This window comes from Psychrobacter sp. AOP7-A1-24 (assembly GCF_052376235.1).
Lineage (GTDB): Bacteria > Pseudomonadota > Gammaproteobacteria > Pseudomonadales > Moraxellaceae > Psychrobacter.
This window is the reverse complement of record NZ_JBQSVM010000004.1, coordinates 113639-124977: the sequence shown is the minus strand read 5'-3', so window position 1 is coordinate 124977 and position 11339 is coordinate 113639. Positions and strand designations below refer to the sequence as shown.

Sequence of the window (11339 nt, the reverse complement as noted above, 5' to 3'; positions counted from 1 at the left end):
CTAACCAAGCTACTTTAGAATGAACCAAACATCGTACCTAAGATAATAACAGTAACCACAGCGACCAATGGAATGACCATTGTAACCATCGCCAAGTTTAAATAAGACTGTTTGTGGGTCAGACCACAAATGGCTAGCAAGGTGATGACAGCGCCACTGTGCGGAAGCGTATCAAGACCACCTGCTGCCATGACGGCTACGCGGTGCATAAGCTCAGGGTCGATACCAGCATTGACCGCCATTCTTAAATAGTCTTCGCCCAATGTCGATAGCGCAATACTCAAACCACCAGATGATGAACCTGTGATACCAGCCAGTGTAGTCATCGCGACTGCTTCTGATATCAGAGGGTTGTCAGGGTTTAGGTTCAGGATACTGTCACGAATGAGCAAAAAACCAGCTAATGACGCGATAACGGCACCGTAACCAACTTCTGATGCGGTATTAAAAATCGGCAACATAGAGTCATAAGTACCACGGTTGATGGTTTTTTGTAGATTACTCCAATGTCCGATACGGAGCAGAATTAACACCACACAAGCCACGACCAATGAGATGATGATTGACCATAATCCGAGTGAGCCTGCGATATTCAATTCAGGAAATTGTGTCTGTAAACTACCAAAGTCCATCGATGGAAAAATAATATATGTCAATATAGCGTTTAGACCGATGACCAATACTAAAGGAATCATAGCAATGGTAAACGACGTCTGATGAGTGTTTAATACCTCAGCTTCTTTTGCGTTTGCGTCGATGCCGCCCACATCTTCATCATCGTGCTGACCATAACCTTCGCCCGCTGCATTGGCTTTTCTAGCACGTGACTGTAACCACATCCAACCGCCAATAAACATAACCGTACCACCGATAATACCCAAAATAGGAGCGGCAAATACATTGGTGTTGTAATAGGGGATTGGAATGGCATTCTGAATAGCTGGCGTGCCTGGTAGGGCAGTCATTGTGAAGGTAAATGACCCTAGGGCAATCGCCGCTGGAATCAAACGTTTTGGAATATCGGCGGCTTTAAACAAATCCTTGGCGATTGGATAGATAGCAAAAGCCACAACGAACAATGATACGCCACCATAGGTCAAAATAGCACAGACCAAAATCACAGCAAGGATAGCTTTGCTGGCACCGAGCTTTTCGACGACAGTATTGGCAATAGCGGTTGCAGCGCCAGAGTCTGCCATTAAGCGTCCAAATAGTGCACCTAGCAAAAATATCGGAAAGAATTTGAGTAAGAATCCGCTTAGTGCACCCATAAATACATCGGTATAAGCGGGAATGGTGCTTAAAAAGTCACCTGATAGCAAGACTGCTAACGTTGCCATAATCGGTGCTAAGATCAGCACAGAATAGCCACGATAAGCAAAGAACATGAGTAATAATAAAGTAATAACAATAGCAAGCGTGCTAAACATAATGGCCCTCCTTGGCAAAAATCAGGCAGCGAGTATGCCGTGCTTATTGGTATGGGTCAATAAAATTAATCAAAATAAGCTTATTTCGTCCATTTTATCAAACATAAATCTAGACTAATACGCTGCTAATCATTAATATTTCACCGATCTATATCCTGCAAAGCTTTGACTCACAAGCGCTGGTAGTTATTTTCTAGTCGCTATGGAAATAATATGTTAAGTTAGCACAAGTATCTCGCGCATGATATAGCGAGATAAAATGTATTGTTATGGATAATAATATAAAATATAATTTTGCCATTTACTAGACGTAGTACTCATCATCGCTATCAAGCCTGATAATTGTATAAAAAATTTCTAATAATAACTCTTAAAACCAAACATCAAATTTACAAGGAACGTGAATATGTTTAGTGCCATCACTAATATGAGCGTGCAGTTAGTCAATCGCTACCTACCATCCCCATTCGTATTTTCGATTGTTTTGACCCTTATCGCATTTGCTGTAGGACTGGCTACTACGGGCCAGGACATGATTGCGATGGCGGGGCATTGGGGCAACGGTCTGTGGTCACTGCATAGCTTCGCCATGCAAATGGCATTGGTCCTAGTTACTGGCTACGCATTCGCTAGTGCACCATTCATTCAACGTTTACTAGATAGTCTTGCCAGTAGAGTGCATTCTCCGACGACCGCTATTATGGTCTCAACCTTAGTTGGGCTGGTTGGTTCATGGATAAACTGGGGCTTTGGTTTAATCATCGGAGCAATCTTTGCAAAAGCACTGGCAAGGAAAGTAGCCAATGTCGATTATCCTTTACTCGTCGCTGCTGCGTATTCAGGCTTTGTGATTTGGCATGGTGGCTTCTCAGGTTCGATACCACTAACGCTCAGCTCTGGTGGTGATACGTTAATGACGTTGTCAGGTAACACCATGACGGAAGCGGTACCTTTATCGCAGACGGTATTTGCAGGATACAACATGCTGCTAGTAGGTTTACTCATAGTTATTCTGCCACTCGTAAATCGCTTTATGCATCCAAAGAATCCTACCGTTATTGATCCTAAATTGATCAAAAAAGAAGTGTATATCGCACCCCAAAGAGATACGCCTGCACAAAAATTAGATGATAGTCGTATTATCGCTGTCATCTTATTGGCCTTGGCGCTGATGTACTATATCAGTGAGTTTGGTAGCAACGGTTTTAATCTGGGACTAAATATCGTCATTGGGCTGTTCTTATTCATAGGTTTGCTGTCACATGGTACGTTAGAGCGTTATTATCGTGCTGTACATTCAGGAATTGGTGGCATCACAGGTATCGTGCTATTGTTTCCGTTCTACGGTGGCATCATGGGTATTATGACGGGTGCAAATGTGGATGGTGTCTCTATCAGTACGCAAGTGACCGAGTTTTTCGTTAACTCTGCCTCTGCAGACAGCTTCCCAATTTTTGCATTTTTAAGTGCTGGCTTAGTTAATGTCTTTGTACCGTCCGGCGGTGGACAGTTTGCCGTACAGGGTCCTGTTATGATTCCTGCTGGCATTGAGTTGGGTGTTAGTCCAGCCATTACTGCGATGGCAATTGCGTGGGGCGATGCATGGACCAACATGATTCAGCCATTCTGGGCTCTGCCATTGTTGGGTATTGCAGGTTTGGATGCGCGTGCGATTATGGGTTATTGCCTAATAGTACTGGCAGTATCTGGCGCCATTATCATGGGTATGTTTTGGCTAGTGGTATAGGGTTCAATAGAAGGATAAGCGTGGTTTATTTGCGCTTTTAATTTTTATAACAATCAACAATCAACAATCAAACGGACAATTGAGACACTTAATTCAGCATTAGGTTGTGCACGGATTAAAAACATAAATATAGTCATAGGAGATAAGCATGAGTCAATCAAAAGTATATAACAGCGCCGAAGAAGCGCTAAAAGGTGTCGTCAGTGACGGGCAAACACTCGCGATCGGTGGCTTCGGTCTATGCGGTATTCCAGAAGCATTAATCGAAGCGCTGCGCGATAGTAAAGTCAAAGCGTTGACTTGTATCAGTAACAACGCTGGTGTTGACGACTTTGGTCTAGGGCTATTATTGCAAACTCGCCAAATCAAAAAAATGATTTCGTCCTATGTGGGTGAAAATAAAGAGTTTGAGCGTCAGTACTTGGCAGGCGAGTTAGAAGTTGAGTTGACGCCTCAAGGGACATTGGCTGAAAAGCTGCGCTCAGGCGGTGCTGGTATTCCTGCGTTTTATACTGCAACAGGCGTAGGTACGTTGGTCGCTGAAGGCAAAGAGACTCGTGATTTTGATGGTCGTACTTATGTGCTAGAGCATTCATTGCGTGCGGATGTCGCCCTAATCAAGGCGCAAAAGGCCGACAAGGCGGGTAACTTAATGTTCAACAAAACCGCTCGTAACTTTAACCCAGACTGCGCGATGGCAGGAAAAACCACTATTGTTGAAGTAGAAGAAATCGTTGAGACGGGTACGTTCGATCCAGATGAAGTGCATCTACCAGGTATCTTTGTTCAGCGTATCGTACTGAATGCTAGCCCTGAAAAACGTATCGAAAAAACCACGACTAAAGCGGTAGAAGGCGCGTAAATAAAAACGTAGTCGAAGCTTAACTGTACGTGGAATTAATCGTTAATTTTAGATTGATAGTAGTTTAGACAGCTAATTGATTAGATAACTGGCTGTCTAGATGAATAAAATAGAATATCGCAAAAAATAAGGAAATCAGCATGGCATGGACAAGAGAGCAAATGGCGCAACGCGCTGCAAAAGAGCTACAAGATGGCTACTATGTGAACCTAGGCATCGGTCTCCCAACGTTGGTCGCCAACTACATTCCTGAAGGCGTAGACGTATGGTTACAATCAGAGAATGGCTTGCTAGGTATTGGTGAGTTCCCTACAACAGAAAACGTCGATGCAGACTTGATCAATGCAGGCAAGCAAACGGTAACTGCAGAAGCAGGAGCCAGTTATTTTAGTAGTTCAGAGTCTTTTTCGATGATTCGCGGTGGTCATGTCAATTTGGCCATATTGGGCGCAATGGAAGTCTCAGAAAAAGGCGATTTGGCCAACTGGATGATTCCTAAAAAAATGGTTAAAGGCATGGGCGGTGCGATGGATTTGGTCGCAGGTGTGCAGCGTGTGATTGTATTGATGGAGCAGGTCAACAAACACGGTGACCCAAAAATTCTGGCCAGCTGTGAATTACCGCTGACGGGTAAAGGTGTGGTCGATCGTATTATCACTGAGCTTGCCGTATTAGACGTGACTGATGACGGTCTGAAGCTGGTTGAATTAGCAGATGGTATTAGCTTTGACGAGTTACAAGAAAAAACGCCAGTAAGTATTATTCAGTAAACTTTGTACAGTAAAGTGAGAGTCTTAAGATTAGTATGATCTATCTCGCAAACAAATACGCCACTATGATTATAGTGGCGTATTTGTTCAGTTCAATTTTTATAAAAACCAATAATATTTTAGACTATGATAAGGAATATGTATGGCGACTCAATTAGAACAAGACTTAACAGGCAAAGTAGCGTTGGTTACTGGCTCTGCAAGCGGTATCGGACGTGACATCGCTGAAACGTATGCAAAAGCAGGCGCAGCAGTTGGTATTGCTGATATTGACCTCGAAGCAGCACAAAAAACTGTCGATGCTATTGAAGCTGCTGGTGGACGTGCTTTAGCGATTGCTATGGATGTTACCTCAGAAGATGCGGTAAATGATGGTGTACAACAGCTAGTCGATACCTTTGGTAGTATCGATATTTTGGTATCTAATGCTGGCATTCAGATCATTGATCCTATCGATAAAATGGCGTTTAGCGATTGGAAAAAAATGCTTAACATCCACTTGGATGGTGCTTTTTTGACTACCAAAGCAGCGATTAAGCATATGTATAAAGACGATAAGGGCGGCACAGTCATTTATATGGGCTCTGCTCACTCGCATGAGGCTTCATTATACAAATCCCCTTATGTGACTGCCAAGCACGGTCTGCTAGGTTTGTGTCGTGTATTAGCCAAAGAAGGTGCAGAACATAAGGTACGTTCGCATGTGATTTGTCCAGGGTTTGTCAAAACGCCGTTGGTTGAAAAACAAATCCCAGAACAGGCGGCTGAAAAAGGCATCAGTGAAGAGTCCGTGGTCAACGACATTATGTTGGTGAATACGGTCGATAAAGAGTTTACGACAGTGGAAGACATTGCACAATTGGCACTATTTTTAGCGGCCTTTCCGACCAATGTATTTACTGGTCAATCTATCGTTGCCAGTCATGGCTGGTTTATGAATTAATATATGTACAACTTGCACAAACCACAACGTCAGACCTACTGGCGTTGTGGTTTTTTTATGCGTCCAATTCAGCTACACTGTTACGATAGAAGGTTTGGCTAACATACTCATTCATACTATCGATTGCGAGATACACATTGATACAGTTTGAGTGATTTACCAGACCTACCCACTTGTATAGGCCGTAATAGTAGCTATGTTTAACTTTATGAAGAAAAAAACCACAAAAACTGAAACGCCCCAGCAGCAGGCAGAGCGTGATAGTGCCGTTGACAAAGTCCTACTTGGATATGAAATAGGTACTGTCAGTATAGCCACGATGGTCACAGGACTTGAACGTGAAGGTGCAACACTTACGTTAGACTTGCGTTTGCCAAAAGATAGCAAGCCTGAAGTGATCCAGCAAGAGCTTGGACAGTTACTACATCCGCATGGCATTACCACGATTCATATGAATGTGCGTCTGCCTGCACCAGAAAAAGGCTCAGGCTCAAACTTACCAAAGCAGATGCCAAAGACCACCAATGCGATGGAGTCTCAGCCTATATCTGGCGCCAATAACAATGCCAGTAGTACTGACGCTGAGCCACCGATTACGAAAGCTGCACCTACTCAAGCTTCATTGGCTGCACATCCTCGTATCCGTCATATTATTGTCGTGGCATCAGGTAAGGGCGGTGTTGGCAAATCAACCACCACGGTCAATATCGCCTTAGCCTTACAGAAGCTTGGCAACCGCGTTGGTGTGTTGGATGCGGATATCTATGGTCCTAGTATGCCAACGATGCTAGGTGTCGCTGATGTAAAGCCGCAGTTAGAAAACGAGCAGTTTGTGCCAGTCGATGCACATGGTATGGCGATGCTGTCTATTGGTAGTTTACTGGATTGTGATAATACACCGGTTGCATGGCGCGGACCAAAAGCAACGGGTGCATTGATGCAGCTGTATAATCAAACTAACTGGCCGCAGCTAGATTACTTAGTGATTGATATGCCACCAGGTACGGGTGATATACAGCTGACATTGGCGCAGCGTATTCCAGTCACGGGTGCTGTCATTGTCACGACACCGCAGCATGTTGCACTACTCGATGCGCAAAAAGGCGTTGAGATGTTTAATAAGACAAACATTCCAGTATTGGGTGTGGTTGAAAACATGGCACTACATACTTGTAGTAACTGCAATCATACTGAAGCGATCTTTGGTACGGGTGGTGGTGAGTTTATCGCTGAGCAATATCATGTACCACTATTGGGTCAGCTACCGCTTGCCAGTGATATTCGTGCACAAGTTGATAAAGGTGTGCCAAGCGTCTTGGCTGATGATGGTTTTGCACAATATTATCTAGACATTGCCAAAAATATCGAAACCAATATCAATAAATTCGCAAAGCCTGTCGATGATAAGCGGATTTTCTAGTAGATAATAATGAGGTAGGGTGTTGGCTGCTTAGCCAGTCTAAAACCAATGTAGGATAAAACAGCCATCACGCTATAAATCTAGCTGTCAATTCCGTATAATCGTCGCTATTAAATATTTGCTAAGGAACAACAATACAATGTCTATTAAGTCTGACCGCTGGATTCGTAAAATGGCCGAAGAACACGGCATGATTGAACCATACGAGCCGGGCCAAGTGCGCTTCAATGACGCAGGCGAGCGTTTGGTTAGCTACGGCACCTCAAGTTATGGTTATGACGTACGCTGTGCGCCTGAGTTTAAAGTTTTTACCAACGTACATTCAGTTGTCGTTGATCCTAAAAACTTCGATGAAAAAAGCTTCATTGACATCGTGGGTGATGAATGTATCATTCCACCAAACTCGTTTGCGTTGGCTCGTACCATGGAGTATTTCCGTATTCCACGTGATGTATTAACCGTTTGTCTAGGTAAATCGACTTACGCGCGTTGCGGTATTATCGTTAACGTCACACCGCTTGAGCCAGAATGGGAAGGTCACGTCACTTTGGAGTTTAGTAATACGACCAATCTACCAGCACGTATCTATGCTGGAGAAGGCGTGGCGCAAATGCTGTTTTTCCAAAGTGATGCTGACGATGTTTGCGAAACCAGCTACAAAGACCGTGGTGGTAAATACCAAGGTCAACGTGGTGTGACATTGCCAAGAACATAATCAGTAGATACCAGTTTGAAGTATCATCAAGTATATAAAACTGATAAGCCTTTGAATAGGTAACAAGAAAGCCAGTCATATTTAATATGACTGGCTTTTTTATTGTGTTAAATAGAACTGGTTTAAGGTTCTGTTTGTTTCAAGGCTTTTTATTTTAAGACCTTCAAACCTGCTTTATTATCGCGCTTTGGTTTAGGCGTTTTGACAGGGGGATTTTTAGACATTGGCGTTGAATCGTCTTCCGGCTGGTAATTGTCATATTCTTTTGGATCAAAGAACATCCCTTGTGAGTTTTCTTTGGCGTAGATACCCATCACTGCAGTAAGCGGTACCCAGATTTCCTGTGATACACCGCCAAAGCGAGCGCTAAAGTGAATGTAATCATTTTCCATACTCATGTTACCAGTAGCACGACTGGCGATATTTAATACGATACGACCATCTTGCACATGCTCGGTTGGGATTTGCACATTGTCAGCAGTAGCATCGACCATTAAATACGGTGTCAGAGCGTTGTCTTCTATCCATTGATATAGTGCGCGTACCATATAAGGACGGGTAGGTGTAATAGAGGTGGTTTCGCTCATCTAATGACTTCCTATACTAATAGTTTTTAATAATGAAAAATATCTCGTTTAGCAGTTTATTAAATAACAAAGACTAATTAACGTCGGTCTTATTCATACTTTATTTTAGGACAGCTTTTGTTACTTGTCTAATTAGCGTATGCTTTTTTGGAAACTACTGCGCTCAAATACTCTGGTTTGGTATTCAAACAATGGACGGCTAATTGCACGTGGCAACTCAATTCCCATCTCATCTAATCGCCATAATAGTGGGGATAATAGTACGTCGCACCAACCAAATTCATCAGCCATAAAATAAGGTTTATGAGCGAACAGGGGTGATAGAGTAATTAACGAATCACTAAGCTGTTTTTTGGCAACGGCAGCTTGGGCTTTATTAAAACTGTCTGGATGTGTCAGCAGATGCTTACCGAGTACTAACCAATCGCGCTGAATGCGCCAAGCCAATTGGCGAAACTGTGCACGTTCTTGCGGTGTCTCAGGTAGCAATTTATTGGTATGATAACGCTCTTCAAGATACTCGAAAATGACATTAATCTCATAAAGTGCAATCTCACGCTGCTGCAATACAGGCAAGGTATGATAGGGGTTTAGCTCAGTCAAATCTTCAGGGCGCTCAGAATGCAGACGAGACAAATAGTAAGCGAGCTTTTTTTCTTCAAGTAATAGGCGTACCACATGACTGTCGTAGCCGTCATCAGCATACAAAATCAGTTGACTACTTGGAATGTCATTCGCATCAATCATGAAAGCCTAATGTTAATAGTAAAGGCTGTCATCGTAAACAAACTTGCAAGGTTTATCAAGGTAGAGTACGTAAACATTAGCGCTGAGCGACTTATTTTCCGGCTTATCTAGGATTTACAGCCTAATATGAAGGCATAAAAAAGCACTACCGAAGTAGTGCCTTTTTTATTTCTCAGAATTGTCTACTAACTATGACTTATTTGACATCTTTCCAGAATTCTTTATTTAATAAGTAAACTGGGATGAGCAGTACTAATAAGAATAGAATCACAAAGAAACCAATCACTTGACGGTCATGACGAGCAGGCTCGCCCATCCACGCCATAAAGTTAACTAAGTCACCAACTTCGCTCTCAAACTCTTCTTGGCTTAACTCTTCTTGCATATTGTGCAAGACATGAGGCATAGCAGCGTTTGCTAGTACTAAGTTGTTTGCACCCCAAGGGCGGCTTGGATCTTCATAGAACGATAGTAGGTATGTGTATACCCAATCATCGCCACGCAGTCGCGTCTCAAGTGATAGATCAGGAGGCGCTGCACCAAACCAAGATGCTTGTACATCAGGATCGATTTCAGCATCGATATGGTCACCGATTTGATCGGTAGTGACCATCAGATACTTTTCAACCAATTCAGGCGGTATCTCTAAATCTTGAGCAATACGAGAGTGTCGAACATACTCTGCTGAGTGACACCCAGCACAGTAGTTCATAAAGATTTTAGCACCGTTTTGTAGTGAGCCCTTGTTGGTAAAATCAATTGGGGCTGTACTACAAGCCAAGTGTTCTTCCACACCTTCAGCGTTGACGAATGTACCACATCCACCACCGCCAGCTGCCATTGCGCTACCAGCAGTTAAGATCAATGCCGCGCCGAAGCCTAGTCCCGCTAGGGATTTAATTAGCGTGTTCATTAGTGACCTCCGGTAACGCGTTCTGGTGGCTGTTTACACTTCTCAATGGCAGTGTAGAACGGCATCAATAAGAAGAATAAGAAATATAGAATCGTAAATACACGAGCCATGATAGTTGCCGTTGGTGTAGCAGGCGTCGCACCTAAGTAGCCTAGTATTACAAAGCTAATAGCAAATACAGTAAGCGCTATTTTAGATAAGATGCCTTTGTAACGCATAGAGCGTACAGGTGATCTATCAAGCCACGGAATCAAGAACAATACAGCAATTGCAGCACCCATTGCGATAACACCACCGAGCTTATCAGGAACAGCACGTAAGATAGCGTAGAAAGGCGTGTAGTACCATACTGGTGCAATATGCTCTGGTGTTTTCAGCGAGTTCGCTGTCTCAAAGTTTGGTGGCTCAAGGAAGAAGCCGCCGCCTTCTGGGAAGAAGAATACCACTGCAAAGAAACAGATAAAGAACACGACAATACCAACCATGTCATGCACAGTGTAGTATGGGTGGAACTCAATACCATCTAACGGTATGCCGTTTTTATCTTTTAGCTTCTTGATGTCGATACCATCAGGGTTGTTTGAACCCACATGATGCAACGCCACAATATGCATAAAGACTAAGCCTACCAGTACTAATGGAATAGCAACAACGTGTAGCGCAAAGAAGCGGTTAAGCGTGATACCTGAGATGATATAATCACCACGTACCCATTCAGCAAGACCGTCACCAATCACAGGTAGCGCCGCAGGAAGGTTCAAAATAACCTGAGCACCCCAGAATGACATGTTGCCCCAAGGTAGTAGGTAACCAAAGAAACCTTCTGCCATTAATGCTAGGTAGATACCCATACCGATAAGCCAAATAAGCTCACGAGGTTTTTGGTATGAACCGTATAGCAAGGCTCTAAACATATGCAGGTATACAACAACGAAAAACGCAGACGCGCCAGTTGAGTGCATATAGCGGATGAGCCAACCACCTTTTACGTCACGCATGATATATTCAACAGACGCAAATGCCCCTTCGGCACTTGGGTTGTACATCATCGTCAGCCATATACCAGTCACCAATTGGTTGACCAATACAATCATTGATAGCACGCCAAAGAAGTACCAAAAGTTAAAGTTCTTTGGTGCGTAGTACTTTGACATATGGTATTCATAGGTTTCAGTCGCTGGAAAACGCGCGTCCACCCAATGCAT

Annotated in this window: 11 protein-coding genes; 6 read left to right on the top strand and 5 right to left on the bottom strand. The window is 43.4% G+C overall.

What is annotated here, in order from left to right; translation table 11 throughout:
• Positions 1-14 precede the first annotated feature (14 nt).
• Positions 15-1430 carry a GntP family permease gene (locus tag ACT3QQ_RS02935; protein WP_444526839.1) on the bottom strand — a complete coding sequence of 472 codons (1416 nt, stop codon included), beginning with the start codon at positions 1428-1430 and terminating at the stop codon, positions 15-17.
• Positions 1431-1836: 406 nt separating this feature from the next.
• Here ACT3QQ_RS02935 and ACT3QQ_RS02930 point away from each other — a divergent pair, with 406 nt between their 5' ends.
• From ACT3QQ_RS02930 to dcd, 6 genes are all read left to right on the top strand, one after another.
• The gene (locus ACT3QQ_RS02930) at positions 1837-3177 is read left to right on the top strand and encodes a short-chain fatty acid transporter (protein ID WP_444521889.1); all 1341 of its coding nucleotides are present in this window, start codon (positions 1837-1839) and stop codon (positions 3175-3177) included.
• A 148-nt stretch (positions 3178-3325) separates the two neighbouring features.
• Positions 3326-4039 (top strand): CoA transferase subunit A, encoded by a 714-nt coding sequence (locus ACT3QQ_RS02925; RefSeq protein ID WP_444526838.1) that lies wholly within the window; start codon positions 3326-3328, stop codon positions 4037-4039.
• A 140-nt stretch (positions 4040-4179) separates the two neighbouring features.
• Positions 4180-4809, top strand: coding sequence for a 3-oxoacid CoA-transferase subunit B (locus ACT3QQ_RS02920; protein WP_444526837.1), 630 nt, complete (start codon positions 4180-4182; stop codon positions 4807-4809).
• Between the two features lie 142 nt (positions 4810-4951).
• On the top strand, positions 4952-5752 hold the full coding sequence (locus ACT3QQ_RS02915; protein WP_444526836.1) for a 3-hydroxybutyrate dehydrogenase: 801 nt from the start codon (positions 4952-4954) through the stop codon (positions 5750-5752).
• Between the two features lie 196 nt (positions 5753-5948).
• Entirely contained in the window at positions 5949-7172 is a 1224-nt protein-coding gene (gene apbC / locus ACT3QQ_RS02910) for an iron-sulfur cluster carrier protein ApbC (protein WP_444526835.1), read from the top strand.
• A 139-nt stretch (positions 7173-7311) separates the two neighbouring features.
• Positions 7312-7887 (top strand): dCTP deaminase, encoded by a 576-nt coding sequence (gene dcd, locus ACT3QQ_RS02905; protein WP_444526834.1) that lies wholly within the window; start codon positions 7312-7314, stop codon positions 7885-7887.
• Positions 7888-8036: 149 nt separating this feature from the next.
• On the opposite strand, the gene ACT3QQ_RS02900 is transcribed toward dcd, so the two are convergent.
• From ACT3QQ_RS02900 to ACT3QQ_RS02885, 4 genes are all read right to left on the bottom strand, one after another.
• Positions 8037-8474 (bottom strand): ClpXP protease specificity-enhancing factor, encoded by a 438-nt coding sequence (locus tag ACT3QQ_RS02900; protein ID WP_444519544.1) that lies wholly within the window; start codon positions 8472-8474, stop codon positions 8037-8039.
• Between the two features lie 132 nt (positions 8475-8606).
• Positions 8607-9221: a glutathione S-transferase N-terminal domain-containing protein gene (locus ACT3QQ_RS02895; RefSeq protein WP_444526833.1), complete on the bottom strand. Its 615-nt coding sequence runs from the start codon at positions 9219-9221 to the stop codon at positions 8607-8609.
• Between the two features lie 196 nt (positions 9222-9417).
• A complete protein-coding gene (locus ACT3QQ_RS02890) occupies positions 9418-10134 on the bottom strand; it encodes a cytochrome c1 (protein WP_444526832.1) in 717 nt (238 codons plus the stop codon).
• A complete protein-coding gene (locus ACT3QQ_RS02885; RefSeq protein WP_444519839.1) occupies positions 10134-11339 on the bottom strand; it encodes a cytochrome b in 1206 nt (401 codons plus the stop codon). The genes ACT3QQ_RS02890 and ACT3QQ_RS02885 overlap by 1 nt, the downstream gene beginning before the upstream one ends.

Coding starts and splice junctions, on each gene's coding strand:
- ACT3QQ_RS02920 (WP_444526837.1), top strand. CDS start 4,180: ATGGCATGGACAAGAGAGCAAATGGCGCAACGCGCTGCAAAAGAGCTA.
- dcd (WP_444526834.1), top strand. CDS start 7,312: ATGTCTATTAAGTCTGACCGCTGGATTCGTAAAATGGCCGAAGAACAC.
- apbC (WP_444526835.1), top strand. CDS start 5,949: ATGTTTAACTTTATGAAGAAAAAAACCACAAAAACTGAAACGCCCCAG.
- ACT3QQ_RS02930 (WP_444521889.1), top strand. CDS start 1,837: ATGTTTAGTGCCATCACTAATATGAGCGTGCAGTTAGTCAATCGCTAC.
- ACT3QQ_RS02895 (WP_444526833.1), bottom strand. CDS start 9,221: ATGATTGATGCGAATGACATTCCAAGTAGTCAACTGATTTTGTATGCT.
- ACT3QQ_RS02890 (WP_444526832.1), bottom strand. CDS start 10,134: ATGAACACGCTAATTAAATCCCTAGCGGGACTAGGCTTCGGCGCGGCA.
- ACT3QQ_RS02900 (WP_444519544.1), bottom strand. CDS start 8,474: ATGAGCGAAACCACCTCTATTACACCTACCCGTCCTTATATGGTACGC.
- ACT3QQ_RS02935 (WP_444526839.1), bottom strand. CDS start 1,430: ATGTTTAGCACGCTTGCTATTGTTATTACTTTATTATTACTCATGTTC.
- ACT3QQ_RS02885 (WP_444519839.1), bottom strand. CDS start 11,339: ATGCATTGGGTGGACGCGCGTTTTCCAGCGACTGAAACCTATGAATAC.
- ACT3QQ_RS02915 (WP_444526836.1), top strand. CDS start 4,952: ATGGCGACTCAATTAGAACAAGACTTAACAGGCAAAGTAGCGTTGGTT.
- ACT3QQ_RS02925 (WP_444526838.1), top strand. CDS start 3,326: ATGAGTCAATCAAAAGTATATAACAGCGCCGAAGAAGCGCTAAAAGGT.